Source organism: Aeromicrobium wangtongii (assembly GCF_024584515.1).
Classification (GTDB): Bacteria; Actinomycetota; Actinomycetes; order Propionibacteriales; family Nocardioidaceae; genus Aeromicrobium; species Aeromicrobium wangtongii.
This window is the reverse complement of record NZ_CP102173.1, coordinates 3,099,873-3,125,290: the sequence shown is the minus strand read 5'-3', so window position 1 is coordinate 3,125,290 and position 25,418 is coordinate 3,099,873. Positions and strand designations below refer to the sequence as shown.

Below are 25,418 nucleotides of genomic sequence, written 5' to 3'. Positions count from 1 at the left end.
CGACGGGCTCAGTCGTCGTCGAAGGACGCGGCGGTGCGCGCCAGCACGTCGTCGACCACGGCGACCAGGTCGAGATCCTCGCCTGCCGCGGCGCGCTGGCGCTGCGCGCCGCCACCGTCGCGCAGCACACGGGCGATGCCCTCGGTGACGAGGTCGTGGTCGCCGGCCGCGATCAGCGCGGGCTCGATCGTCCGCACCAGCGTGGCCAGGGCGTCGGCGGCCGGGACCGGCCGGCGGGTGAGCGGATCGAGCAGGACGCCGCCGAGGCCGTCGTGGCGGGCCCGCCACCGGGCCGCCCGGAGCAGGTCGACCCGCCAGGCCTCGGGCTGACGGCCTGCCTTCCAGTCCTCCGCACAGGTGGTGACCAGGGCACGTGCCACGGCGGCCACCAGCACGGTGTCGCGCAGGTCGGTGCAGACATCGGCGACGCGGATCTCGACGGTGGGGTACGCCCGCGCAGGACGCGCGTCGAGGTAGATCATGCCCTCGTCGAGCGCGGCGCCGGACGCGATGAGCGCCTCGACGGCGGCGCGGTATCCCGCAGCGTCCCCGAACGGCTCGACGACGCCCGCCGACGGCCAGGCCTCCCAGACCTGGGCCCGCCAGCTCGCGTAGCCCGTGTCGATCCCGGAGTCGAACGGTGATCCGGCGGAGATGGCCTGCACCAGCGGGAGCCACGGCCGCAGCGCGTCGATCACCGCGACGGCCTCCTCGTCGTCGGCGACGTCGACGTGGACGTGCATGCCGCAGGCCAGGGCGCGGCGGCCCACCTCGCCGAACCGGCGCATCATGCGGTGGTAGCGGGCGTTGGGGGTGACGTCGCCGTCGTCGCCGGGCAGGACCGGGGTCGGCATGACGGCCAGACGCGCGCCGGCCGACTCCGCCGCTGCGGCCGCCTTGCGACGAGCCTCGCGCAGGTCGGCGGCCACGTCGGCGAGGTCCCGGTGAGGATCGGACTGGGTCTCCAGCTGCTGCAGGAAGAGCTCCTGCTCGACGTCGTCCTCTCCGGAGGTCACCCGTCCGGAGACGGGGACGAGCCGGCGGCTGGAGGGGTCGACGAGGAACATCTCTTCCTCGACACCGACCTTTCTGATGATCACGGGGACCATGCTGACGGACGTCCTCGCCCGGCGCCACGGCGGGCGGGCGGGAACAGCACCCCGACGAGACGTTTGACCGCAGGGTGAATCGGGCACGTGCCAGCCATGAGCGAACAGTCCTTTCCCCCGCAGCAGCAAGAGCCTCCCGGCATCACCTCGGCCATGGACCCCCTGCCCGATCACGGCGAGAGCTCCTACGTCGGTCACGACCGGCTCGCCGGTCGTCGCGCCCTGATCACCGGAGGCGACTCCGGCATCGGTCGCGCGGTGGCGATCGCCTACGCCCGCGAGGGCGCTGACGTCGCCTTCACGTACCTGCCGGAGGAGAAGGAGGACGCCGACGCGACCCAGGCCCTCGTCGAGGAGGCCGGCCGCAAGGCCGTCCCGATCGAGGCCGACCTGCGCGAGAGCGCGACGTGCGACCGGGTCGTCGCCGAGGCCACCGAGGCCCTCGGCGGCCTGGACATCCTGGTCAACAACGCCGGCTTCCAGATGGCCCGTTCCGAGGAGCTGGCGGACCTGACCGACGAGAACCTCGACCGGACGCTGAAGACCAACCTGTACGCGATGTTCTGGATGTCGCGTGCGGCGGCCCGGCAGTTCGGCCCCGGATCGTGCATCATCAACAACTCGTCGATCCAGGCCTTCGACCCGTCCACGACGCTGCTGGACTACGCCTCCACCAAGGCGGCGATCAACAACGCCACGATCAACCTCGCCGCCCAGCTGGGGCCCAAGGGCATCCGGGTCAACGCCGTGGCGCCCGGCCCGATCTGGACCCCGCTGCAGCCGGCGACGCAGACCGAGGAGAAGGTCCAGAAGTTCGGCCAGGAGACCCCGTTGGGTCGCGCCGGCCAGCCGGCCGAGGTCGCACCGGCCTTCGTGTTCCTGGCCTCGGAGAGCGATGCGAGCTACGTGTCGGGCACCGTGCTGGGCGTCACCGGCGGCAAGGGCGTCTTCTAGGCCGATTGTCCGTGGCGACCATGGGTACTGCGGGCACATGGCACAACGCAGAAGTCGCAGAACTCGCAGACGACAGCGCCACGTGCTGAACCGGCGCTGGGTGCTGGGGATGAGCGTGTCGCTGCTGCTCGTGGTGATCGGCATCGTCGGCATCGTCCTGACGCAGGCCGGCACGCTCGCCGACGGATGGGTCTACGCCGCCTTCGGGCTCGCCGTGATCGGGGCGGTCAGCGCGATGCTGCAGACCATCATCCGCGACAAGGCAGGGGACGACATCGATGAAGCCAAGCTCTAGCCGCGGGACGTCGTTGTGGCAGGACCGACCGGAGCCCATCGCGGACGAGCCCCTGCCCCAGGGCGCCGTGGTGGACGACATCGTCGTGGGCGCCGGCATCACGGGTCTGACCACGGCGCTGCTGCTGGCCCGCGCCGGGCGGCGGGTCGTGGTCCTGGACGCCGGGGTCGTCGGCTCGCTGGCCAGCGGTCACACCACCGCGAAGGTCTCGCTGCTGCAGGGCACGAAGTACTCGCGCATGCTGCGGTACCAGTCCAAGCAGGTCGCCCGCGCGTACGTCGAGGGCAACCTGGAGGGCCAGCAGTGGATGCTGCGCTTCTGCGACGACCACGGCGTGCCGTACCAGGTGCGCGATGCCGTGACGTACGCATCGTCGCCGGAGCAGCGCTCGACGCTGGACGACGAGCTGCAGGCCAGCCGCACGGTCGGGCTCGACACCTACGCAGTGCGTGAGCTGGACGTCCCGTTCCCGCAGTTCGGCGGCGTCGTCCTGCCCGACCAGGCGCAGATCGACCCCATGGACCTGCTCTCGGCGCTCGTCGACCAGATCCGCGCCCACGGCGGATCGGTGCACCAGGGGCACCGCGTCGTCGGCGTCACGCACCGCGGCCGTCGCGTCGTCCGGCTGGAGGACGGCACGAGCCTCGACGCCGATCACGTGGTGCTGGCAACCGGTACGCCGATCCTGGATCGGGGACTGTACTTCGCCAAGCTGGAGCCGATGCGGTCGTACGCCCTGGCCTTCGATGCCCCCGACGTCGTGGTCCCGCACGGGATGTACCTGTCGGCCGGTTCTCCGAGCCGCTCGGTGCGCGACGCCCCCGGCGGCAAGCTGGTGATCGGCGGCAGCGGGCACTCGGTGGGTCGCACGTCCTCCGAGCGCGCCCACGTCGACGAGCTGCGGGCCTGGACCGCCGTGCACTTCCCGGGGGCGACCGAGACGCACACCTGGTCGGCCCAGGACTATCGCTCGCACGACTCGGTGCCGTACATCGGGCCCATGCCGCGTGGCGGCGGGCGCATCTACGTGGCGACCGGATTCGACAAGTGGGGCATGGCCGCCGGCGTCATGGCCGGACGCAGCATCTCCGCGGAGATCCTCGACCAGGCGCCGTCGTGGCAGAAGACGATGTCCCGGCGCGTGACAGGGCCCTCCGGCGCCTTCCACGTCGCCTCGATCAACGCCAAGGTGGGTGCCGCCGCGGCTGTGTCCGCCGTCTCCGCCGAGCTGAAGCCCGCCCCGGCGGAGCCCGCAGAGGGGGAGGGGATCGTCGGACGCCGTGGAGTCGTCCCGGTGGGCGTCTCGACCGTCGACGGCACGACGTGCGCCGTCCGGGCGATCTGCACCCACCTGGGCGGGGTGCTGGAGTGGAACGACAACGAGCGCACGTGGGACTGCCCGCTGCACGCCTCCCGCTTCGCGCCCGACGGGACGGTCATCGAGGGGCCGGCGGTCCGTCCGCTGACCCGGCTCGACGAGTCGCCGGCGCCGACGGCGCAGGAGCAGTCATGACCCGGCCGCCGGACCCCCGGCCGGGCGGCACCAATCCCGCCGACCCCATCGAGCGCCAAGAGCCCGATCTCGACCCGGGCCTGGCCCCCGATCCCGAGCACGAGGTGGAGCAGAACCCGCCTGAGGGCGACGGCCCGGCGCCTCGGCCCTGACCCTCCGCTCGAGGCCGCGATACGCTGCAAACGTGGTCTACCGCGCGTTCTTCGATGCCGTCTTCCTGTCGATGGATCCAGAGAAGGCGCACGAACGCGCCTTCGCCGCGATCCGGGCCGGGCGGTTCGCCACCCGCATCGTCTTCCCGCAGACCCGGGCTCCGCGCACCGTGATGGGCATCGAGTTCCCCAACGCATTCGGCCTGGCCGCGGGCTTCGACAAGAACGCCAAGGCCGTCCCCGGGCTGCTGGCCCTCGGTTTCGGGCACGTCGAGATCGGCACCGTGACGGCCCGCCCGCAACCGGGCAACCCGCGCCCGCGGCTGTTCCGCCTGGTCGACGACCGCGCGATCATCAACCGCATGGGCTTCAACAACGACGGGGCAGCCGAGTGCGCCTCCCGCCTGCACCGGCTCCGCCGCACGAATGCCGGACGCGATGCCGTCATCGGCGTCAACATCGGCAAGACCAAGGTCACGCCCGCGCAGGACGCCGTGGCCGACTACGTCGAGAGCGCCCGCCTCCTGGTGCCGTATGCGAGCTACCTGGTCGTCAACGTGTCATCGCCGAACACGCCGGGCCTGCGGGACCTGCAGGCCGTCGACGAGCTGCGCCCGCTGCTGAGCGCGGTCAAGGAGGTCGCCGACCGCAATCCGGGCGGCCGGGTGCCCCTGCTGGTCAAGATCGCGCCGGACCTGGCCGACGACGATGTCGACGCGGTGGCCGATCTGGCCCTCGAGCTGGGCCTGGACGGCATCAGTGCGACGAACACCACGATCGCCCGGCCGGACACGTTGCGGACCGATCGTGCCGTCATCGAGGCGGCCGGAGCCGGTGGGCTGTCCGGCCCGGTCCTGGCCGAGCGGGCGACCGAGGTGCTGGTCCGGCTGCGGGAGCGGGTCGGCGACCGGCTGGCGATCATCTCGGTCGGCGGCGTCACGACGCCCGATGACGTCCGGGCCCGGCTGGCCGCTGGTGCCGATCTCGTCCAGGGCTACACCGGCTTCATCTACGAGGGCCCCGGCTGGCCGAGCCGCCTCGCGGCCGCCTCGGCCTGAGCCGCGGGTCGTCCCCACCGAACAGATCCTTCGGCGCGCTGTCGTCGCGCTGGACGACGTCGCCGTGCGCCCACGGCAACCCGATGTACATCGGCACCTTCGCGATCCAGCCCATGGCCCAGAAACCGATGACGCTGAGCGCGACCGCCGCCGCGCCGCACCAGGTCAGCCACGGCCGGTCGATGACCTGGCCGGCGCCGCCCGCGCCGAGGCCGCCCACGAGCAGGACGCCGACGAGCCCGCCGCCGCGCCTGATCGACTCCCCGCCGAGCACCGCGGCCGCCAGCAGCGGCCCGACGACGCCGCCGATCAGGACGATCGCCGCGACCGTCCCGAGCCAGTCGGGTGAGCCGTCGATCTCGGTGGCCGCGCTCAGCCCGATCCCGATGCCCCCGATCGCGAAGATCGCGATCACCAAGCGGTTCGTCCACCGCTTGATGAACTCGTCGCTGAACCGAAAACCGCTGGGATGCCGAGAAGTCATGGACGCCATCCTGCACGAGGGGACCCCGATTTCACCTTTCGAGGAGGGACCGGGTATCTTTGCTTGTCGGCTTGCCCCTTTAGCTCAGTCGGCAGAGCGTTTCCATGGTAAGGAAAAGGTCTACGGTTCGATTCCGTAAAGGGGCTCTGGACTCTCAGCACTCGAGGAGTCCTGTGGGCGGGAGGAAACTCCCGCCCGTGGCTGGGTAGCTCAGGTGGTTAGAGCACACGACTCATAATCGTGGGGTCGCGGGTTCGAGTCCCGCCCCAGCTACCGCACGACAGACCGGCAAGACATCAGCTACACCCGATCAAGAAGAGGCACCCTCGTGGCCAGCAAGAGCTCAGACGTTCGCCCCAAGATCACCTTGGCCTGCACCGAGTGCAAGGAACGCAACTACATCACGAAGAAGAACCGTCGCAACGATCCCGATCGCATGGATCTGAAGAAGTTCTGCCCTCGCGACAAGCGTCACACGCTGCACCGCGAGACGCGCTGACCCCTCGCCGTCCGTGCGAAAGCCTCCCCTGCCTCGGCAGGCGGGGGCTTTCGTCGTTGCCGCGTCAGCACCTAGTAGCGTCATTCCCGTGGACCTCGCCGAGCTGACGACCCTTCGCCTCGGCGGCCCGGCTCGCGCCGTGATCGACGCCACGACCGAGGAGCACCTCGTCGACATCGTCCGGATCGCCGACGAGGCCGGCGACCCGGTGCTGCTGGTCGGCGGTGGCAGCAACCTGGTGGTCGGCGACCACGGCGTGGACGCCACGGTGGTGCGGGTCCTGAACCGCGGCGTCACGGTCGACGCCGATGCGTGCAGTGGGGCCATGGTCACCGTGGCGGCCGGCGAGCCCTGGGACGACCTCGTGGCCCGCGCGGTCACCGAGGGCTGGGTCGGCGTCGAGGCGCTGTCCGGCATCCCCGGGTCCACCGGCGCCACCCCGATCCAGAACGTCGGTGCGTACGGGCAGGACGTGGCCCAGACGATCGCCTCGGTGCGCACGTACGACCGCTACGACCGTCGTATCCGCACGTACGCGGCAGCCGACTGCGAGTTCGCGTACCGGCACAGCCGGTTCAAGGCCGAGCCCCAGCGCCACGTCGTCCTGTCGGTCACCTTCCAGCTGGCGCTCGGCGACCTCGGGGCGCCGGTCGCGTACGCCGAGCTCGCCCGGACGCTGGGCGTCGGGGTGGGGGAGCGCGCACCCCTGCGGGACGTGCGCGAGGCGGTGCTGGCCCTGCGCCGCGGCAAGGGCATGGTCCTGGATGCGGCCGATCACGACACCTGGAGCGCGGGCTCGTTCTTCACCAACCCGATCCTGACACCGGAGCAGGCCGCCGCCCTGCCTCCCGAGGCGCCCCGCTTCGAGCAGCCCGACGGCTCGGTCAAGACCAGCGCGGCCTGGCTCATCGACCACGCCGGCTTCGCCAAGGGTCACGGCTCCGCATCGGTGTCGCTGTCGACCAAGCACACGCTCGCGCTGACCAATCGCGGCGGCGCCACGACGACCCAGCTCCTCGACCTCGCCCGTGAGGTCCGCGACGGCGTCGAACGGGCCTATGGGATCAGGCTGGTCAACGAGCCGGTGCTCGTCGGCTGCGAGCTCTAGCGCTCAGGAGCGGTAGCCGGAGCCCTGGGCCGATGCCAGCAGCACGCCGAGACCGGCCAGGGCGAGCGCGGCGAGCACGAGCAGTGCCAGGGCGGAGCCGATCATGCCCAGCACCGCTCCGGCGCGCGCCTCGCCACGACCCGACCAGCGATCCGGCTCGCGCTCGACCCGGCGTCCCGCGGCGACCCCGTGGTACCAGGCCAGTGGCGCCAGGAACACGGGGACGACGAGCACGAACAGGCCGGCGACCGAGATGATGCCGAGCACCAGCGACAGGCTCGCGCCGGGCGCCTTGGGCGGCGCCGTCGGGGCGAATCCCGGGTGGGCGGTCGTCATGGTGCGTCCGGCGGCGGGGAGGCCAGCCAGGCGTCGATGCCCGCGACGGCGTCACTGACCAGGTCGGAGGGTGCGTAGGAGCGGCGCACCGACATCCGGGCCAGCTCGGCCAGCTCCGCATCGCTCATGTCCTGGGCGGCCCGCAGCACGTTGTACTGCCCGGCGAGCCGGGAGCCGAACAGCAGCGGGTCGTCGGCCCCCAGGGCCACGTCGATGCCCGCAGCGACCAGCTGGCGCACCGGCACCTCCTCGAACGTCGCGTAGACCCCGAGGGAGACATTGGACGTCGGGCAGACCTCGAGCGCGACACCGGTGTCGGCGATCCGTCCCAGCACTGCCTCGCTCTCGGCGGCGCGGACGCCGTGACCGAGGCGGCTCGGGTGCAGGTGGTCCAGGCACTGCGTGATGTGCTCGGGCCCGCGCAGCTCCCCGCCGTGCGGGACCAGCGCGAGCCCGGCGCGCTCGGCGATGGAGAAGGCATGGGCGAAGCTCGCGGTGTCGCCGCGGCGCTCGTCGTTGGACAGCCCGAATCCGATGACCCCGCGGCCCGCGTACTGGGCCGCGAGACGGGCCAGGGTGCGCGCGTCCAGCGGGTGCCTCGTGCGGTTCGCGGCCACGACCAGGCCCATCCCGATGCCGGCCCGCTCGCTTGCTTCGCGCACCGCGTCGATGACCAGGTCGGTGAAGGCGGTGATGCCGCCGAAGCGGGCACCGTAGCCCGAGGGGTCGACCTGGATCTCGGTCCAGACCGAGCCGTCGGCGGCGTCGTCGAGCGCCGCCTCCAGCACCAGGCGACGCACATCGTCCTCGGTGCGCAGCACCGAACGGGCCACGTCGTACAGGCGCTGGAACCGGAACCAGCCCTTCTCGTCCATCGTGCTGAGCTCGGGCGGCCACTCGTCGGTCAACGAGGTGGGCAGGTGGATGCCGTCGCGCTCGGCCAGCTCCAGCAGGGTGCTGTGCCGCATGGACCCGGTGAAGTGCAGGTGCAGGTGTGCCTTGGGCAGCGCGGGGATGGATCGCACGCGCGCCGGCGTGACAGGAGGCTCATCGGTTCCGGTCATCGACACCCTCACCATCCTGCCAGCCCCTGCCGCCGGCCGCGTCCGGCCACCGGCGAGGTGGCCCCTGCCCCTACTCGGTTCGACTCGGCCGGGGCCGACCACGTACACTGGACCCACCGGTGAAAATTCACCCTCAATCGTCATGCCCATGAGCGGCCGTGACGCCGAGGATGAAAGCTGAAGGGCACTAGCTCAACTGGTAGAGCATCGGTCTCCAAAACCGAAGGTTGGGGGTTCAAGTCCCTCGTGCCCTGCGACACACGACAACACAGAACTGACCACGAAGACTGACCAAGGAGCACCACGTGAGCGATCGTCACGAGCTGGCTGGCACGTCCGGCAAGCGCACCTCGCCGATCACGTTCTACCGCCAGGTCATCGCCGAGCTCCGCAAGGTCGTCTGGCCGACCCGCCCCCAGGTCATCAACTACTTCTGGGTCGTCCTCGTGTTCGTGCTCGTCATGATGGCCATCGTCGCGGGACTCGACTACGGGTTCGGCCAGGCCTCGTTCAAGATCTTCGCGTAAGCGGACTCGCCCCAAATTTTGCACGGCCAAAGGATCACTGTGACTCAAGGTTACGAAGAGAACGTCGACGCCGACGATTCGTCGGACGTCCCGGCGGCTGAGCTCGACGCGCCCATCGAGGAGACCGACGTCGCCGACGCGACCGAGGACGCCGAGCCGGTCGTCCAGGACGACGAGGCGATCGAGTCCTCCGAGGAGGAGGCCGCGGACGAGTCCTCGGACGACGAGGACGCCGAGCCCGTCGTCGACGCGCTGCAGGAGTTCAAGGATCGTCTGCACAACCAGATCGGCGACTGGTACGTCGTCCACACCTACTCCGGCATGGAGAAGCGGGTGAAGTCGAACCTGGAGAACCGGGTCACCTCGCTCAACGCCGAGGACTACATCTTCGAGGTCGTCGTGCCGACCGAGGAGGTCGCCGAGATCAAGAACGGTCAGCGCAAGCTCGTCAAGCGCACCGTCCTCCCCGGCTACGTCCTGGTCCGCATGGACCTCACCGACGAGTCGTGGGGCGTCGTGCGCCACACCCCGTCGGTCACGGGATTCGTGGGCAACTCCCACCAGCCCGTCCCCCTCAGTCTTGCCGAGGTCGAGAGCATGCTCGCCCCGGCAGTGGAGGCCGAGGTCGCAACCGCGGCCAACGCCCCCGACCAGCAGCAGACGAAGGCCGCCAAGGTCGAGTTCTCCGACTTCACCGTCGGTGACTCCGTCATGGTCGTCGATGGACCGTTCGCCACGCTGCACGCGACCATCACGGAGATCAACGTCGACGCGCAGAGGGTCAAGGCCCTCGTGGAGATCTTCGGTCGCGAGACCCCGGTCGAGCTCAGCTTCACCCAGATCCAGAAGGTCTGAGCCACCCCGGCCGCGGCGGCTGACCCAACAGAAGCCCCGCACCTACCGCAACAATCACCAAAAGGACCCGAGAAATGCCTCCCAAGAAGAAAGTCGCAGCCATCGTCAAGGTGCAGCTGCAGGCCGGTATGGCCAACCCGGCACCGCCCGTCGGTACCGCGCTCGGCCCGCACGGCGTCAACATCATGGAGTTCTGCAAGGCCTACAACTCGGCCACGGAAGCCATGCGTGGAAACGTCGTCCCCGTCGAGATCACGATCTACGAGGACCGCACCTTCAGCTTCGTCACCAAGACGCCGCCCGCGGCCGAGCTGATCAAGAAGGCCGCCGGCCTGCAGAAGGGTTCGGCTGTCCCGCACACGGACAAGGTCGGCAAGATCACCAAGGACCAGATCCGCGAGATCGCCACGACCAAGCTGCCTGACCTCAACGCGACCGACATCGACGCCGCGATGAAGATCGTCGAGGGCACCGCACGCTCCATGGGCGTCACGACGGACTGAGCACCACCTCACACATCACCACTAGTGGCAGGGCCGGCTGGGCCCGTTCAGACCACGACTGGTTCATACACAGTAAGGAAGACCAGAGATGGCACAGCACAGCAAGGCGTACCGCGAGGTCGCCGAGAAGATCGACAAGGACAACCTCTACACGCCCCTGCAGGCCACGACGCTGGCCAAGGAGTCGGGTAGCAAGAAGTACGACTCGACCGTGGACGTCTCCGTCCGCCTCGGCGTCGACCCCCGCAAGGCCGATCAGATGGTGCGCGGCACCGTCAACCTCCCGCACGGCACGGGCAAGACCGCACGGGTCCTGGTCTTCGCCACCGGCGCCAACGCCGATGCCGCTCGTGAGGCCGGCGCCGACTTCGTCGGTGCCGACGAGCTGGTCGACAAGGTCAACGGAGGATGGCTCGACTTCGACGCCGTCGTCGCGACGCCCGACATGATGGGCAAGGTCGGCCGCCTCGGACGCGTCCTCGGCCCCCGCAACCTGATGCCCAACCCGAAGACCGGCACCGTCACCCCCGACGTCGCCAAGGCCGTCGGCGACATCAAGGGTGGAAAGATCGAGTTCCGCGTCGATCGTCACGCGAACCTGCACTTCGTGATCGGCAAGGCCTCGTTCTCGGCCGAGCAGCTCGCCGAGAACTACGGCGCTGCGCTCGACGAGATCCTGCGCATCAAGCCGGCCAGCTCGAAGGGTCGCTACGTCAAGAAGATCACCGTCTCCACGACGAACGGTCCCGGCATCCCGGTCGATCCGAACCGCACCAAGAACTACGCGGCTGACGAGAGCTGATCACAGCTCCACCAACGGCCCGGTCCTGACGCCCAGCGTCGGTGCCGGGCCGTTCTCGTGATCTCCGGGACCCTGTGCTGCCGGGGTTATGCTGGCGGCATGCACCCCCGTCGCAAGCAGCTGGCCATCGCCGCGTCGACCGCGGTCCTGGTGCTGGGCGTCGCCGCCTGTGGCGCGGACGCACCGGGCACCGAACGGTTCTCCGGCTCGAGTGCCGCAGGTGACGCGTCCGCCGGAATGCAGCAGGCAGCGTTCTTCCGCACGGTCGCCGATGCGCAGGACGATGCCCGCACCAGCCACGTGTCGATGAAGATCGAGGCGAACGGGCAGTCCATCACCGCCGAGGGCGATGTCTCGCTCGGCGAGACTGCCGCCGACACCTCGATGGCCATGACGGCGGACCTGGGCATGCTGGGTCTCGGCTCGACGTCGATGGTCCTGGCGGACCGGGTCCTGTTCGTGAACCCGGGCGCCATGAGCGACGGCAAGTACATCCGCATCGCGCTGGACGACACCAGCAACCCGATCGCCCGCCGGCTGGCGGCGATCACCGACCAGATCGATCCATCGCAGCAGCTGAAGCAGCTCGAGGACTCGGTGCGGTCGATGCGGCCCTCCGGAGCGCCCGTGACGATCGACGGGGTGCAGGCGCAGCCGTACGAGCTGAAGCTCGACACGGGCACGATCCCCGGCCTCGCCGAGAAGGCTCCAGGGGCCGGCCTCCCGAAGTCGATCACCTACACCGTCTACATCGGTTCGGACGACCTGCTGCGACGCGTCACGTCCACGGTCGCCGGCACCAGCATCACGGCGGACTTCTCCCGGTGGGGCAGCGCCGTGGACATCCAGCCGCCGCCGGACGACCAGGTCACCGCCGATCCCCTGGCCGGGCTGGGTCGGTCCTGACCGTCCGCAGAGCGCGATTTGGTTGAGCCGCCTGCGTGCTCTATCCTGAAGGTGCCGAAGACCGCTGGCAGGCAGCTCTCATGAGCTGTCCGAAGCGCCCGAAGGGGCGGCCCGCGCAGGTTCACGAATTCAGATGCAGCTCGATCGCGTCCCGTGGCCCTGTGCCCGGGACGTTTTTTCGTGTCGGGCCTGTGTTCGCACATGGGGTCGCAGTCTTCGTCACGACGACCCATGTGCTGGAAGGAGACCCATGGCCAACGCGGAAAAGATTGCCGCCGTTGCAGCGCTCGCGGACAATTTCCGTGAGTCCAGCGGCGCAGTTCTCACCGAGTACCGCGGTCTCACCGTGAAGCAGCTGCAGGAACTGCGCCGCTCGCTCGGTGAGGACGTGAACTATGCCGTCGCCAAGAACACGCTGACCAAGATCGCCGCCAAGGACGCAGGTGTGGAGCTCGACAACGAGCTGCTCGTCGGTCCGACCGCGATCGCCTTCATCAAGGGCGATCCGGTGCTGGCTGCGAAGAGCCTGCGTGACTTCGCGAAGACGAACGCTCCCCCTCATCATCAAGGGAGGCTTCCTCGACGGGAAGATCCTCTCCGCTGAGGAGATCAACAAGCTGGCCGACCTCGAGTCGCGCGAGGTCCTCCTCGCCAAGCTCGCAGGTGGCATGAAGGCCAGCCTGTCGAACGCCGCGTCGCTGTTCGCAGCCCCGCTCTCGCAGGCCGCCCGCGTTCTGGGTGCCCTGCAGGCGAAGGCCGAGAGCGATCCGTCGGTCCTGGCTGCGGGCCCCGAGCCCGTCGCCGCCGCCGAGGAGGCCCCCGCGGCCGACGAGGCGACTGAAACTCCGGCCGAGGCACCCGCCGAGGCCGACTCCGCAGACGCGGAGACCACCGAGGGCTGACTGCCCGATTAAACCAATCGGGACCCCCTCGGGGTCTCATAACGGAAGGACGCCACCATGGCGAAGCTCAGCACCAGCGACCTGCTGGACGCATTCAAGGAAATGACCCTCATCGAGCTCTCCGAGTTCGTCAAGGAGTTCGAGGAGACGTTCGACGTCACCGCAGCCGCTCCCGGTTGCCGTCGCTGCCGCGCCCGCCGCCGGCGGTGCCGCTGGTGACGACGCCGCCGCCGAGCAGGACGAGTTCGACGTCATCCTCGAGGGCGCTGGAGAGAAGAAGATCCAGGTCATCAAGGAAGTTCGTACGATCACCGGTCTCGGACTCAAGGAGGCCAAGGACCTCGTCGAGGGTGCGCCGAAGCCCGTCCTCGAGAAGGCCAACAAGGAAGCTGCCGACAAGGCCAAGGAGGCCCTCGAGGCCGCCGGCGCCAGCGTCACCGTCAAGTGACTCGTCGCTGAATCCCGCGTCAGGGCGTCCCTTCTTCGGAAGGGGCGCCCTTTCGTCATGTCCGGGGCCGTTCCCGCTCTGTGGGAAAGCCACCGCGTAGCGATTGTCACTCTGAGTTACCTACGGTATGTTCTCTGGGTCACAGTCGTTTACATGGCGGTCACATGGATGGACGATCAGGCGTAACCTCGGTTCGCCTTGTTCGTTGAGTCTGTGTTCGCGGTCACAGCGGTCGTGACAGTGGGAGTTCTGCCGGCAGCTGCCGACAGGCCGCGGTCAGCAAGGAGGGGGGCCATCCGTGGGCGTTGAAGTCGTCGTCGAAGGTCTGACGAAGAAGTTCGGTAGCTCGTTGATCTGGAAAGACGTCACGCTGACGCTCCCTGCCGGCGAGATCTCGGTCATGCTCGGCCCCTCGGGCACCGGCAAGTCGGTGTTCCTCAAGACCCTCATCGGTCTGCTCAAGCCCAACTCGGGCCATGTGTGGATCGAGGGCGTCGACATCGCCAACTGCAAGGAGAAGGATCTCTACGAGATCCGCAAGCTGTTCGGGGTGCTGTTCCAGGACGGCGCGATGTTCGGCTCGATGGACCTGTACGACAACGTGGCCTTCCCGCTGCGCGAGCACACCCGCAAGTCCGAGTCCGAGATCCGCAACATCGTGATGGACAAGATGGAGCTGACCGGCCTGGTGGGCGCCGAGCACAAGCTGCCCGGCGAGATCTCCGGCGGGATGCGCAAGCGCGCCGGCCTGGCCCGCGCGCTGGTCATGGACCCGGAGATCCTGCTGATCGACGAGCCCGACTCCGGCCTCGACCCGGTCCGCACCTCCTACATCAACCAGCTGTTCATCGACCTGAACGCGCAGATCGACGCGACGTTCCTGATCGTGACGCACGACATCAACACCGCCCGCAGGGTGCCGGACAACATCGGCCTGCTGTACCACAAGCACCTGGCGATGTTCGGGCCCCGCGAGATGCTGCTGACGTCTGAGGAGCCGGTCGTCGCGCAGTTCCTCAACGCCCAGACCGTCGGGCCGATCGGCATGTCCGAGGAGAAGGACGCCGACGAGCTGGCCGCCGAGCAGGGCATCGCGATGCCGCCGCTGCCGCCCGTGCCGGTGCAGCTGGAGACCTCCGACGGCCGCCCCCGCCGCGGACAGCGCGAGCCCGGCGCCTGGTGCCGCGAGAACGGCGTCGTGCCGCCTCCCGGTTCCTTCGAGCCCAACGCCGAACAGGCACTCTCGGCATGAGCGGCGCAGCAGGGGGGACGCTGTGAGCGCAGCCGTCATCACCGGCCCCGCACGGGTGGCCGGCAATCTGTTCGCCTTCGCCCTGGACGTCATGGTGGCGTTGTTCCGCCGGCCGTTCCAGCTCAAGGAGTTCCTGGTCCAGGCCTGGTTCATCGTGAAGGTCACGATCGTCCCCACGGCCTTCGTCGCGATTCCGTTCGGCGCGGTCATCGCCCTGCAGACCGGCGGCCTGATCAAGCAGTTCGGCGCGCAGTCCTTCACGGGCTCGGCCGCGGTGCTGGCCGTCGTCCAGCAGGCCGGTCCCATCGCCACGGCCCTGCTGATCGCCGGAGCCGCCGGCTCGGCGATCGCCGCCGACTTCGGCGCGCGGCGCATCCGCGAGGAGCTCGACGCGATGATGGTGCTGGGCATCGACCCGATCCAGCGTCTGGTCGTCCCGCGTGTCCTGGCCTGCATGCTCGTCGCGCTGTTCCTGAACGGTCTGGTCACGGTCGTCGGCGTCATCGGCGGCTACGTGTTCAACGTCGTGCTGCAGGACGGGACGCCCGGCGCCTATGTGTCGTCCTTCTCCGCGCTGGCCCAGCTCCCCGATCTCTACCAGGGCATGATCAAGGCCCTGATCTTCGGCTTCCTCGCCGCGATCGTCGCGTCCTACAAGGGCATGAACGCGAAGGGCGGCCCGAAGGGCGTCGGTGACGCGGTCAACGAGGCCGTGGTCATCACCTTCACCTTGCTGTTCATCGTCAACTTCGTGCTCACGGCTGTGTACATCCAGCTCGTGCCGCCCAAGGGGATGTGAGCATGTCGACCGCCAAGACAGCTCTGTCCACGATCACCAGCACTCCGGCCCGACTCGGCGACGCCCTGGACGGCCTCGGCCGCCAGATGCTGTTCTACCTGCGGGTCTTCAAGTCGTTCCCGCGGGCGCTCACCAACTACCGCAAGGAGATCATGCGGCTGGTGGCCGAGGTGACCCTCGGCTCGGGGTCGCTGGCGGTGATCGGCGGCACCGTCGGCGTGATCGGCGCGATGTGCTTCTTCACCGGCACCTCGGTCGGCATCCAGGGCTACGCGGCACTCGACCAGCTCGGCACGGCGGCGCTCACCGGATTCATCTCGGCGTACTTCAACACCCGCGAGATCGCTCCGATCGTGGCCGGCATCGCACTCGCGGCGACGGTCGGTTGCGGCTTCACCGCACAGCTGGGCGCGATGCGCATCAGCGAGGAGGTCGACGCCCTGGAGACGATGGCGATCCCGTCGCTGCCCTTCCTGGTGACGACCCGCGTCATCGCCGGCCTCATCGCGGTCGTGCCGCTGTACATCGTGGGCCTGCTCGCGTCCTACTTCGCGACCAGATTGACGGTGACCTGGATCAACGGGCAGAGCCCTGGCACCTACGACCACTACTTCAACACCTTCCTGCCACCCGGTGACGTGCTGTGGTCGTTCGCGAAGGTCCTGATCTTCGCCGTCGTCGTGATCCTCATCCACTGCTACTACGGCTACTACGCCAGTGGCGGTCCCGCAGGCGTCGGCGTGGCCGTCGGCCTGGCCATCCGTACCTCGATCGTGGCGGTCAACGTCGTGGACCTGCTCGCCTCCATGGCGATCTGGGGCACGAACGTGACCGTCAGACTGGCGGGCTGACCCATGGCTCGCACTCCTGTCCTCGAGCGCCCGGCGGCGCTGAAGGTGCTCGGCGCGGCCTTCGTGGCGCTGGTCATGCTGTTGCTGTGGGTCACCTACGCATTCTTCAACAAGACCTTCGTCGACTACGACAACGTCGATCTGATGACCGACACCGCGGGCGTCAACCTGCCGCAGAATGCCGACGTCAAGCTGCGCGGCATGATCGTCGGCGAGGTCCGCAGCGTCCAGCCCGAGGGCGACCGGGTCAAGCTGGTGCTGGGCATGAACCCCAAGCTGATCGACCACGTGCCGAAGGGTGTCAGCGCCCAGCTGGTGCCCAAGACCCTGTTCGGTGAGAAGTACGTCGCGCTGATCCCGCCCGAGGGTGGCCGCGGCGGGGAGTCCCTGCAGGCCGGCGACACCATCACCAAGGCCAATGTGCCGATCGAGGTCGAGACGGTGCTCAACGACCTGTACCCGCTGCTGGAGGCGGTCGACCCGGCGAACCTGTCGTACACGCTCAGTGCCGTCGCCTCGGCGCTGGAAGGACGGGGCACCCAGCTCGGCGAGACGCTGGTGACCTTGAACAGCTATCTGAAGAAGGTCAATCCCGACGTGCCGCAGCTGGTCACCGACGTCACCAAGCTCGGGACGGTGTCCGACGCCTACGCCGATGCGATGCCCGAGATCGGCCGGCTGCTGCGCAACACGGTGGTGACCGGCAACACCGTCGTGGCCAAGAAGGCGCAGCTCGCGGCCTTCTTCGAGGAGGCCACCGGCCTGTCCGAGACCCTCACCACGTTCACGCAGGACAACGGTGACAACCTCGTCCGGCTGGCCAAGGAGACCCGCCCCGTCCTGGAGACGGTCGGCACCTACTCGGCGACCTTCCCGTGCTTCCTCAAGTCGATGTCGCAGCTCATCCCGCGTCTGGACAGTGCCTTCCGCGGCGGCAAGCTGCACATCAACGTCGAGCTGATCGACCAGCCGACCGCATACAAGGCCGACGAGAACGTGCGTGTCTCGAAGGCCGATCTGGACCGCGCATCGAGTGGTCCCGCGGCCACGAGCGGCAAGGACGTCAACGCCAGCAATGCGGCCGCCCCGTCGTGCCTGGACCTGGACGAGATGAACAAGGGCGAGGCCCAGAAACGGGCCTTTTCCTCCCAGAAGAGTCCGTTCAGGGTGCCGGCCGACGTCTACAAGCTCGTGGGCGTCAAGCGCGACCACAAGAAGTTCGGCTCTGCCAGCGACTTCGCCAACCGGCCCGCGGCGTCCAGCCTGGACCTGCAGAACCTCGTGCAGCCCAGCGCCGTGGGCATCGACTCCCCGAGCGAGCGGGCGGAGCTGAACGTCTTCCTGGGCGGGACGCTGGGGATGGCGCCCGACGACGTCCCTGACATCGGCTCGCTCCTGGTCAGCCCGGTGCTGCGCGGAACGGTGGTGAGCGCATCATGAAGCAGATCGACTCCGAGTCCATGGGGGCCGCGCTCAAGCTGGCCTTCTTCTTCGCCTTCACCGGGCTGGCGACGCTGGTCCTGGGACTGACCCTGGGCAATGGCTCCTTCGGGGACCGCCACCAGTACAAGGCGATCTTCACCGATGTCACCGGCATGGCCAAGGGCGATGACATCCGCATCGCCGGCGTGGCGGTCGGGTCGGTCTCCAAGGTCGAGATCGTCGACCGAGACAAGGCCCTCGTCACCTTCGGCGTCGACTCCGACGTCCCGCTGACGGCCAACACCCGGGCCACCATCAAGTTCCGCAACCTGGTCGGCCAGCGGTACATCGCGCTGACGCAGGGAGCCGACGGGGCCAAGTCGGTCCTCAAGCCCAACAGCACGATCCCGCCGGAGCGCACGCAGGAGGCGCTGGACCTCAATGTGCTGCTCAACGGCTTCAAGCCGGTGTTCCAGGCGCTCTCGCCGGCCGACACCAACAAGTTCGCCTACGAGATCGTGCAGACGCTGCAGGGCGAGAGCGGCAACGTCGAGGACCTCCTCGCCCGGACGTCGTCACTGACCAACACGCTGGCCGGCCGCGATCAGCTGATCGGTGACGTGATCACCAACCTGAGCACCGTGCTGGACACCGTGGGCAGCCGCGACAAGGAGCTGACCGACACCATCGACACGCTCCAGCAGTTCGTGACCGGCCTGAAGGACGACCGCACCGCGATCCTGGACTCCGTCGACTCGATCTCGGACCTCACCGACGAGACGTCCGACCTGCTCGTGCAGGGACGACCTGCGTTGACCGAGGACATCGCCCAGCTCAACGCCCTCACCAAGAACCTGTCGTCGGAGCGCAACCTGGCCCAGGTCCAGAGCTCGATCCAGATCCTGCCGATCAAGCTGTCCAAGTTCGGCAACGCCGCATCGGCCGGCAGCGAGTTCAACTTCTACCTCTGCGACATCAACGGGAGCATCACGATCCCCGAGATCAACGTCGCCGGGCTCCTGAACATCCCCGAGACGAAGATCGACCTGACCGGGGAAGGGCTCGGCATCACCGACCAGCGCCGATGCGATCAGCCGGGGTACAAGAAATGAAGCCGTTCCGCGAGCGCAACCCGGTCATCATCGGTCTGATCGGTCTGGCCCTGATCGCCGCCATGGTGCTGGGCGCCTTCCGGGCCGACCGGCTGCCGATCATCGGCGGCGGCGACGTCTATCACGCCGAGTTCGCCGAGATCGGCGGTCTCAAGCCCGGCAACGAGGTGCGCGTGGCCGGCGTGTCCGTCGGCAACGTCCAGAAGATCGCGCTCGACGGTCCCAAGGTGCGCGTGACGTTCAAGCTCGACAAGGGAATCGACTTCGGCACCGAGTCCGGGGCCGACATCCGGGTCAGGACGCTGCTGGGAGCGGAGTACCTGGCCTTGACGCCTGCAGGTCCCGGTCAGCTGCCGAAGGGCGCCACGATCCCGCTCGAGCGCACGATCGCGCCCTATGACGTCGTGCAGGCGTTCTCGGACCTGAGCACCACGACCGACCAGATCGACATCCCCCAGCTCTCGCAGGCCCTCGACACGCTGAGCGACATCTCGACCCAGACCCCCGAGGAGTTCCGGGGGGCGATCAAGGGCGTCTCCGACCTGTCCCGCAACCTCGCGGCCCGCGACGAGCAGATCAACACCTTGCTGGTCAGCCTCAAGAAGGTCTCGGGGGTCCTCAACTCCCGCAACGAAGAGCTCGTGACGCTGTTCAAGGACGCCGACACGCTGTTCCGGGCGATCAGCGCCCGGCGCGACTCGATCCACCGGCTGCTCGTCTCCACGCAGACGATCTCCGCGCAGCTGCGCGGCCTGGTCAAGGACACCCGCTCCGACCTGCTGCCGGCCCTCGAGCAGCTCGACACCGTCACGACGATGCTGCGCAAGAACGAGGCCAGCCTGGACGAGGCGCTGCGCACCTTCCCCGCCTTCACCCGGGTGTTCTCCAACGCCCTGGGCACCGGCCCGTGGTTCGACAGCTACCTGGGCGGGCTGACCACCGCCGGGGGACTCGTCCCGGCCATCACCGATGCGCTCAAGGACGGCCTGACGAAGGGGGCGACCAAGCCATGACCCGGTTCGCAGGATTCTCGAAGGTGCTGGTGGGCGTCGTGGTGCTGCTGCTCATCGCGGCCACGCTGTTGTTCCTCAACAAGGGTGACGGGACGCGCTACATGACGGTGGACTTCCAACGGACCAACTCGGTCTACAAGGGATCGGAGGTCAAGGTCCTGGGTGTGCCGGTGGGCAAGGTCGAGAGCCTGACGCCCCGCGGCGACGTGGTCCGCGTCAAGATCTCCTACGACGCCACGCAGAAGCTGCCGGCCGACGTGAAGGCGGTCATCGTGTCGCCGTCGATCGTGGGGGACCGGTTCGTCCAGCTGGCCCCCGCCTACGACGGCGGGCCCACCCTGAAGAAGGATGCGCACCTGTCGGTCGAGCGCTCGGCCGTCCCGGTCGAGCTCGACCAGATCTACCAGTCGCTGGACGATCTCTCGGTCGCGCTGGGGCCCGAGGGCGCCAACAAGGAAGGCTCGCTGAGCACGCTGGTCGACGGCGCGGCGGACCAGCTCCGCGGCCAGGGGGCACAGGTCAACGAGACCCTGCGCAACTTCGGCAAGCTGAGCACGACCCTGTCGAACAACAAGGACGAGCTGTTCGGCAGCCTGCGCGAGGTCGAGGAGTTCGTGAGCCTGCTCAAGACCAACGACTCGGCGGTGCGGGCCTTCAACGACAGCACCGCGCAGGTCTCGACCGTCCTGGAGGGCGAGCGCGAGGACCTCGCGGCGACGCTGGAGGCCTTGAGCAAGGCGCTGGTCGACGTCAACACCCTGGTCAAGGAGAACCGCGGCGCGCTGCGCGGCAACGTCGACAACATCGCGTCCCTGACCAAGCTGCTGGCCAAGCGCAAGGCAGAGCTCGAGGAGATCTCGGTGGGCGCGCCCACGGCCCTGTCGAACGTGTCGCTGGCCTACAACGGTCGCTTCGGCACCCTGGACACCCGCGCCGATCTGCCCGAGCTCGTGTTCGGTGCGCTCGACAGCCCCAGCACCCTGCTGTGCAACCTCCTGGGCGAGACACCGGTCAAGGCCGGTGACGGGCAGCTGGCCGATGTGGCCGGCAACACCTGCACGGTGCTGACCGACCTGCTGGAGGGCCTGCTGCCCAAGGGGCTGTTGCCCCGCACGGCGGCCGCGTCCGACCTGACGGTGCGCCCCGAGCGGGTCAACGGCTCGGTCGCCGAGATGCTGGCGGTGAACTGATGATCTCTCGTCCGGTCCGTCTCACGATCCTGGCCATCGTCAGCGCCCTCGCCCTGAGCGGGTGCGGCTTCTCCCCGTACAAGCTGCCGCTGCCCGGCGGCGCCGATCTGGGCAGCGAGCCGTACACCGTCAAGATCGCGTTCCGCGACGTGCTCGACCTGGTGCCGCAGAGCGCCGTCCGGGTCAACGACATCGCCGTCGGCAAGGTCACCGACATCGAGCTCGAGGGATGGACCGCATTGGTCACCGTCAAGATCAACCGCGATGCCAAGCTCCCCGACAATGCCGTGGCGACGATCCGCCAGACCAGCCTGCTGGGCGAGAAGTTCGTCTCCCTCGCCCCGCCGTCGCAGGGAGCCGTCGGTGCTCTGGGCAACGGCGACAAGATCCCTCTGGACCGGTCAGGGCGCAATCCCGAGATCGAGGAGGTGCTGGGCGCCGCGTCCCTGTTGTTCAACGGCGGCGGCCTGGAGAAGACCAACACGATCGTGCGTGAGCTCAACAATGCGATCGGCGGCAACGAGCCGCAGATCAAGGAGCTGCTGACCACGACCACGACGTTCATCGGTCAGCTCGACGAGAACAAGGAAGCGCTGCTCACCGCCCTGGAGAAGGTCAACCGGCTCGCGATCGCGACCGATGACCAGAGCGATGCGATCACCGGCGCGCTCGACGAGCTCCCGGACGCGCTGCGCGTCGTCAACGACCAGCGCGACGAGCTGGTGGGCCTGCTGCAGTCGCTGGACAAGCTGGGCGATGTGGCGACCGGCGTGATCCGCGAGTCCAAGGCGGACACCGTGGCCGATCTGAAGGCGCTCGTGCCGGCACTGAAGAACCTGGCCCGGGCCGGCGACGACCTGGCCACCGGCACCCAGGCCCTGCTGACGTTCCCGTTCACCGACGGATTCGTGGGCGGCAACATCGCGACGGCGACCGGACGCTGTCAGGACGCCACGGGCAACCAGAAGGCGATCAAGGAAGGCGCCTGCTTCGGCGACTTCGCCAACTTGTCGGTCAGCCTGGACATCGGCGCCGAGCAGCTGGAGAACATCCTGGGCGGATTCGACCTGCGCGGCCTGCTGTCGGGCAAGCCCAGCCCGGCGGCGACACCGGTGCCGGCCACCGACCCGGCGGAGCCGACCGCTCCCGCCACTGATCCGGCTGCGGCGGCCCCGGCGGCCGACCTCGCCGACCTGATCTCCAAGCTGCTGCCGGGTTCGCAGGGCCTGCCGAGCCTGGGGCTCCCGACCCGCAAGCCCAGCACCGCCAAGTCCACGCCGCGCACACCGGCGACGGCCCCGGGACAGGCGCAGGTGCCGGTCCCGGCCCCTGCCGGCGCGACACCTGCTCCGGCTGCGACCTCGCGCGCCCCGGCCGGCTTCCTGTGCCGGCTGTTCGGGTCGTGCCGGGCGCCGGTCGCCAATGCGGCGTCGGCTGATCTGTCCCGTCTGCTCGTCGATCCGGTGGTGGCGCCATGATCACCCGACTCACCAAGATCCAGCTGGTCATCTTCGCGATCGTCACCGTCATCGGCGGCGCCTTCGTGGGTGGACGCTATGCCCAGCTCGACCGCCTCGTGGTCGACCGCAGCTACCCGGTCACGGTGCAGCTCGCCGACTCGGGCGGCATCTTCGCCGGGGCCCAGGTCACGTACCGAGGCATCTCGGTCGGCCAGGTCGGCAAGCTGACCTTCTCCGACGACGGGGGTGTGCGCGCGACCCTGGACATCGAGAACTCCGCACCCAAGATCCCGGTGGACTCCCTGGCGGTCGTGGCCAACAAGTCCGCCATCGGGGAGCAGTACATGGACCTGCAGCCCCGGACCCGCTCGGGCCCGTACCTGAAGACCGGAACGACCATCCCGGTCGGCAGCACCCGCATCCCCATCGACACCACGACGCTGCTGGTCGACGTCAACGGGCTGGTCAAGTCCGTCAACACCGAGAGCCTGCGCACCGTGGTCGACGAGCTCGGCCAGGCGTTCGAGGGGACCGGACCCGATCTGGCCCGGATCCTGGACACGTCGTCGGACTTCATCCAGACCGCCGACGAGAACATCGACCTGACCAGGTCGCTGATCCGCCAGTCCGACAGCGTCCTGCAGACGCAGATCGACAAGCGCGGCGAGCTCGCGACGTTCTCCAAGAACCTGGCGCTGCTGTCGGACACCCTGGTCGACGCCGATCCGGACCTGCGCCGCCTGCTCGACAAGGGTGGCGACAGTGCTGCGACGGTGCGTGGAGTCGTCGACGAGAACGCCGACGACCTCGGCAACGCGATCCGCGACCTGCTCGTGGCCAACAAGCCGCTGTCCGAGAACGTCGCAGGCCTGCAGTCGATCTTCATCCTGTACCCGTATCTTCTGCAGGGGTCGTTCTCCGTGGTCTCTCCCGAGGTCAAGAACGGCAAGGAGACCGGCGAGTACAACGCGAACTTCGGTCTCGTGCTGACCGATCAGACCGCGACCTGCACTCGCGCCAAGAACGGCGCCGAGTCCGGCTACCGCGCTCGGCGCGCGGATTCTGCGATCAGCGACGTGGAGTTCGACACGGATGTGGATTGCAAGGTCAACGACAACAAGATCGCCCGGCAGGTGTCCAAGACGGTGCTGCGCCGGGCAGCCGCAGGGCCCGTCACCCACGAGGGGCCCACGGCAACTGGAAAGGACTCCTGGAAGTGGCTGCTGAGCGATCCAGTGACCCGGTGACCGGCTGGTCCGCTCGCCCTGTCGTCATCGCCACCCTCGCCGGACTCACGGCACTGGGCCTGGTGCTGGCCCTGATCGGTGGGGTGGTGCTGCCGCGCCTGGGCGGGGATGACGACGACACGGCCCAGCGCAATCAGGTGACCTCGCGGGTCACCGACTTCGCGGTGGCCTACAACACCTACGACGTGGCCGAGCTGGCCGATTACCAAAAGCGCCTCAAGGGCCTGCTGACCCCGACGTACGACAAGCAGTTCGTCGAGATCACCAAGGCGGTCTTCGGTGCGCTGGAGACCAAGCAGCAAAGAAGCGGTGACGCCAAGGTGCAGGCCGTCGCGATCGACAGCCTCGACAGCGACTCCGCCGTCGCCCTCGTCGCCGTCGACGCATCGATCACCAACACCGACAATGCCGCGGCGGTCGAGCGGCGGTTCCGCTGGAAGGTCAGCCTCACCAAGAGCAAGGGGGAGTGGCTAGTGTCGAACTTCGAGAGTGTCGCCTCGGTCGAGGCGCAGACCGGCCCGGCGACTGGCGAGCCGGAGGCGCAGGGGCAGAGCCCGACGACCCCCGCCCCGTCGGACGAGAAGGGCGGTGACGACAGTGAGTGAGTCCAACGGACCCGTGCGCCGTCGGCGCATCGCCGGCGAGAGCGGCCCGGCCGCTCCCGCCCGCAAGGCCGTCCCGCCGCGGCCCGCGCCCAGGAGGCCGGTGGCACGCACGACGCCGGCGACGCCGAAGGCGTCCCCGGACGCGCGGGTGACCGCCGCGCCGTCGACCCCCGTCACGCGCGGTCGAGCTCCCGCCAAGCCCGCCACGCCGGCGGCGCCACGGCCGGCTGCGCCGAAGGTCACCGCGCCGAAGATCGCTGCCCCGAAGACCAAGGCGACCAAGGCGACCAAGGCGACCAAGGCGACAAAGGATGAGCGGCCCGCGGGGTCGCGCCCGTCGCGACGCGACCTGCTGTGGCTGGTTCCTGCGACGCTGGTCGCCCTCGCGGCACTGGTTCTCGGTGTGCTCGTGATGGTCGACCAGGTGACCGGGGACGACGGAGACCTGGACGCATCGCGTCGCCAGGCGTCGTCGGCGGCCGCGAGCGCGGCGGAGACGATCTTCACCTTCCGCCACGACCAGCTCGACGACCACCTCGCGGCCTCCAAGGCGCTCATGACCCCGGCCTTTGCCAAGGAGTTCGACAAGATCGCCCCCGCCCTGACCGAGCTCGCCCCGCAGCGAAGCATCGTGGTGCAGGCCGTGGCCCGCGAGTCCGCGGTCCTGCCGTGCGGCGACGAGTGCTCCTCCACGAAGGCCGATGTCCTGGTGTTCGTCGACCAGGCCCGCCTGATCGGCGACGCCAAGGAACCGACGGTGTTCGCCAACCGGATCAAGGTCTCGATGGTCAAGCAGGACGACGGCTGGCTCGTCGCGGACGTCCGGGCGCTCTAGCACACCCACCCACACCCGACACCCCGTGGCCTCGGCCGCGGGGTGTCGTAGTATGGGCCGTCATTGCAGTCCAAAAGATGGCCGGCGCGCAGGAAAAGCCAACTACAATCACCTATT

At 68.8% G+C, this 25,418-nt stretch carries 27 protein-coding genes, 3 tRNA genes and 2 pseudogenes; 28 read left to right on the top strand and 4 right to left on the bottom strand.

The genetic code is table 11. The annotated features are described in order from the left end of the window. Positions 1 to 8 precede the first annotated feature (8 nt). Entirely contained in the window at positions 9 to 1,100 is a 1,092-nt protein-coding gene (locus tag NQV15_RS15365; protein ID WP_232400596.1) for a carboxylate-amine ligase, read from the bottom strand. A 105-nt stretch (positions 1,101 to 1,205) separates the two neighbouring features. Here NQV15_RS15365 and NQV15_RS15360 point away from each other — a divergent pair, with 105 nt between their 5' ends. The 5 genes from NQV15_RS15360 (at position 1,206) to NQV15_RS15340 (ending at position 5,081) form a co-directional block, all read left to right on the top strand. Next, a complete protein-coding gene (locus NQV15_RS15360; RefSeq protein ID WP_232400598.1) occupies positions 1,206 to 2,063 on the top strand; it encodes an SDR family oxidoreductase in 858 nt (285 codons plus the stop codon). Between the two features lie 82 nt (positions 2,064 to 2,145). Further along, positions 2,146 to 2,358, top strand: a complete 213-nt coding sequence (locus NQV15_RS15355) for a hypothetical protein (protein WP_232400600.1) — start codon at positions 2,146 to 2,148, stop codon at positions 2,356 to 2,358. Beyond that, positions 2,342 to 3,871 carry an FAD-dependent oxidoreductase gene (locus tag NQV15_RS15350; RefSeq protein WP_232400603.1) on the top strand — a complete coding sequence of 510 codons (1,530 nt, stop codon included), beginning with the start codon at positions 2,342 to 2,344 and terminating at the stop codon, positions 3,869 to 3,871. The genes NQV15_RS15355 and NQV15_RS15350 overlap by 17 nt, the downstream gene beginning before the upstream one ends. Continuing rightward, complete coding sequence (locus NQV15_RS15345; protein ID WP_232400604.1) at positions 3,868 to 4,023, top strand: hypothetical protein; 156 nt, start codon at positions 3,868 to 3,870, stop codon at positions 4,021 to 4,023. The genes NQV15_RS15350 and NQV15_RS15345 overlap by 4 nt, the downstream gene beginning before the upstream one ends. Positions 4,024 to 4,055: 32 nt before the next feature. Next, on the top strand, positions 4,056 to 5,081 hold the full coding sequence (locus tag NQV15_RS15340; RefSeq protein WP_232400609.1) for a quinone-dependent dihydroorotate dehydrogenase: 1,026 nt from the start codon (positions 4,056 to 4,058) through the stop codon (positions 5,079 to 5,081). Here NQV15_RS15340 and NQV15_RS15335 read toward each other — a convergent pair. Beyond that, on the bottom strand, positions 5,029 to 5,565 hold the full coding sequence (locus NQV15_RS15335) for a hypothetical protein (protein ID WP_232400611.1): 537 nt from the start codon (positions 5,563 to 5,565) through the stop codon (positions 5,029 to 5,031). The genes NQV15_RS15340 and NQV15_RS15335 overlap by 53 nt on opposite strands. A 73-nt stretch (positions 5,566 to 5,638) precedes the next feature. Here NQV15_RS15335 and NQV15_RS15330 point away from each other — a divergent pair. From NQV15_RS15330 to NQV15_RS15315, 4 genes are all read left to right on the top strand, one after another. Then, positions 5,639 to 5,711 (top strand) — tRNA-Thr (locus NQV15_RS15330). Between the two features lie 53 nt (positions 5,712 to 5,764). Then, positions 5,765 to 5,838: transfer RNA gene (locus NQV15_RS15325), tRNA-Met, on the top strand. A 55-nt stretch (positions 5,839 to 5,893) separates the two neighbouring features. Continuing rightward, complete coding sequence (gene rpmG, locus NQV15_RS15320) at positions 5,894 to 6,064, top strand: 50S ribosomal protein L33 (RefSeq protein WP_232400614.1); 171 nt, start codon at positions 5,894 to 5,896, stop codon at positions 6,062 to 6,064. Positions 6,065 to 6,152: 88 nt separating this feature from the next. Next, positions 6,153 to 7,172 carry a UDP-N-acetylmuramate dehydrogenase gene (locus tag NQV15_RS15315; RefSeq protein ID WP_404801311.1) on the top strand — a complete coding sequence of 340 codons (1,020 nt, stop codon included), beginning with the start codon at positions 6,153 to 6,155 and terminating at the stop codon, positions 7,170 to 7,172. 3 nt (positions 7,173 to 7,175) lie between these two features. Here NQV15_RS15315 and NQV15_RS15310 read toward each other — a convergent pair whose 3' ends face one another. Together NQV15_RS15310 and NQV15_RS15305 are read right to left on the bottom strand one after the other, a co-directional pair. Continuing rightward, positions 7,176 to 7,508 carry a hypothetical protein gene (locus NQV15_RS15310; RefSeq protein ID WP_232400617.1) on the bottom strand — a complete coding sequence of 111 codons (333 nt, stop codon included), beginning with the start codon at positions 7,506 to 7,508 and terminating at the stop codon, positions 7,176 to 7,178. Further along, the gene (locus tag NQV15_RS15305; protein WP_232400619.1) at positions 7,505 to 8,572 is read right to left on the bottom strand and encodes an adenosine deaminase; all 1,068 of its coding nucleotides are present in this window, start codon (positions 8,570 to 8,572) and stop codon (positions 7,505 to 7,507) included. Before NQV15_RS15305 ends, NQV15_RS15310 begins: the two co-directional genes overlap by 4 nt. 181 nt (positions 8,573 to 8,753) lie before the next feature. Between NQV15_RS15305 and NQV15_RS15300 the strand changes: the two genes are divergently transcribed. The 19 genes and pseudogenes from NQV15_RS15300 (at position 8,754) to NQV15_RS15210 (ending at position 25,301) form a co-directional block, all read left to right on the top strand. Further along, positions 8,754 to 8,826 (top strand) — tRNA-Trp (locus NQV15_RS15300). Between the two features lie 51 nt (positions 8,827 to 8,877). Then, complete coding sequence (secE, locus tag NQV15_RS15295) at positions 8,878 to 9,099, top strand: preprotein translocase subunit SecE (RefSeq protein WP_232400621.1); 222 nt, start codon at positions 8,878 to 8,880, stop codon at positions 9,097 to 9,099. A 15-nt stretch (positions 9,100 to 9,114) separates the two neighbouring features. Then, a complete protein-coding gene (nusG, locus tag NQV15_RS15290) occupies positions 9,115 to 9,954 on the top strand; it encodes a transcription termination/antitermination protein NusG (RefSeq protein WP_404801336.1) in 840 nt (279 codons plus the stop codon). A 74-nt stretch (positions 9,955 to 10,028) separates the two neighbouring features. Further along, the gene (rplK, locus tag NQV15_RS15285) at positions 10,029 to 10,457 is read left to right on the top strand and encodes a 50S ribosomal protein L11 (protein ID WP_232400643.1); all 429 of its coding nucleotides are present in this window, start codon (positions 10,029 to 10,031) and stop codon (positions 10,455 to 10,457) included. A gap of 88 nt (positions 10,458 to 10,545) precedes the next feature. Next, positions 10,546 to 11,259 (top strand): 50S ribosomal protein L1, encoded by a 714-nt coding sequence (gene rplA, locus NQV15_RS15280; protein ID WP_232400644.1) that lies wholly within the window; start codon positions 10,546 to 10,548, stop codon positions 11,257 to 11,259. 99 nt (positions 11,260 to 11,358) lie between these two features. After that, a complete protein-coding gene (locus tag NQV15_RS15275) occupies positions 11,359 to 12,165 on the top strand; it encodes a hypothetical protein (RefSeq protein ID WP_232400646.1) in 807 nt (268 codons plus the stop codon). Between the two features lie 250 nt (positions 12,166 to 12,415). After that, positions 12,416 to 13,067, top strand: a pseudogene (rplJ, locus tag NQV15_RS15270) (50S ribosomal protein L10). Positions 13,068 to 13,124: 57 nt separating this feature from the next. Then, a pseudogene (gene rplL / locus NQV15_RS15265) lies at positions 13,125 to 13,515 on the top strand (50S ribosomal protein L7/L12). A 298-nt stretch (positions 13,516 to 13,813) separates the two neighbouring features. Further along, positions 13,814 to 14,767: an ABC transporter ATP-binding protein gene (locus NQV15_RS15260; protein WP_232400653.1), complete on the top strand. Its 954-nt coding sequence runs from the start codon at positions 13,814 to 13,816 to the stop codon at positions 14,765 to 14,767. 22 nt (positions 14,768 to 14,789) lie between these two features. Further along, on the top strand, positions 14,790 to 15,566 hold the full coding sequence (locus tag NQV15_RS15255; RefSeq protein ID WP_249373246.1) for an MlaE family ABC transporter permease: 777 nt from the start codon (positions 14,790 to 14,792) through the stop codon (positions 15,564 to 15,566). Positions 15,567 to 15,568: 2 nt separating this feature from the next. Further along, positions 15,569 to 16,417: an MlaE family ABC transporter permease gene (locus tag NQV15_RS15250; RefSeq protein ID WP_255670053.1), complete on the top strand. Its 849-nt coding sequence runs from the start codon at positions 15,569 to 15,571 to the stop codon at positions 16,415 to 16,417. Positions 16,418 to 16,420: 3 nt separating this feature from the next. After that, positions 16,421 to 17,857, top strand: a complete 1,437-nt coding sequence (locus tag NQV15_RS15245) for an MCE family protein (RefSeq protein ID WP_232400655.1) — start codon at positions 16,421 to 16,423, stop codon at positions 17,855 to 17,857. After that, positions 17,854 to 18,951, top strand: coding sequence for an MCE family protein (locus tag NQV15_RS15240; RefSeq protein WP_232400657.1), 1,098 nt, complete (start codon positions 17,854 to 17,856; stop codon positions 18,949 to 18,951). Before NQV15_RS15245 ends, NQV15_RS15240 begins: the two co-directional genes overlap by 4 nt. Beyond that, positions 18,948 to 19,964: an MCE family protein gene (locus NQV15_RS15235; protein WP_232400660.1), complete on the top strand. Its 1,017-nt coding sequence runs from the start codon at positions 18,948 to 18,950 to the stop codon at positions 19,962 to 19,964. The genes NQV15_RS15240 and NQV15_RS15235 overlap by 4 nt, the downstream gene beginning before the upstream one ends. After that, positions 19,961 to 21,154 (top strand): MCE family protein, encoded by a 1,194-nt coding sequence (locus NQV15_RS15230; protein WP_232400662.1) that lies wholly within the window; start codon positions 19,961 to 19,963, stop codon positions 21,152 to 21,154. Before NQV15_RS15235 ends, NQV15_RS15230 begins: the two co-directional genes overlap by 4 nt. Further along, complete coding sequence (locus NQV15_RS15225) at positions 21,154 to 22,632, top strand: MCE family protein (protein ID WP_232400664.1); 1,479 nt, start codon at positions 21,154 to 21,156, stop codon at positions 22,630 to 22,632. Before NQV15_RS15230 ends, NQV15_RS15225 begins: the two co-directional genes overlap by 1 nt. Further along, on the top strand, positions 22,629 to 23,861 hold the full coding sequence (locus NQV15_RS15220) for an MCE family protein (RefSeq protein WP_232400667.1): 1,233 nt from the start codon (positions 22,629 to 22,631) through the stop codon (positions 23,859 to 23,861). The genes NQV15_RS15225 and NQV15_RS15220 overlap by 4 nt, the downstream gene beginning before the upstream one ends. Further along, positions 23,858 to 24,466 carry a hypothetical protein gene (locus NQV15_RS15215; RefSeq protein ID WP_232400669.1) on the top strand — a complete coding sequence of 203 codons (609 nt, stop codon included), beginning with the start codon at positions 23,858 to 23,860 and terminating at the stop codon, positions 24,464 to 24,466. The genes NQV15_RS15220 and NQV15_RS15215 overlap by 4 nt, the downstream gene beginning before the upstream one ends. Then, positions 24,450 to 25,301 (top strand): hypothetical protein, encoded by an 852-nt coding sequence (locus tag NQV15_RS15210; protein ID WP_232400670.1) that lies wholly within the window; start codon positions 24,450 to 24,452, stop codon positions 25,299 to 25,301. Before NQV15_RS15215 ends, NQV15_RS15210 begins: the two co-directional genes overlap by 17 nt. The last annotated feature ends 117 nt before the right edge of the window (positions 25,302 to 25,418 follow it).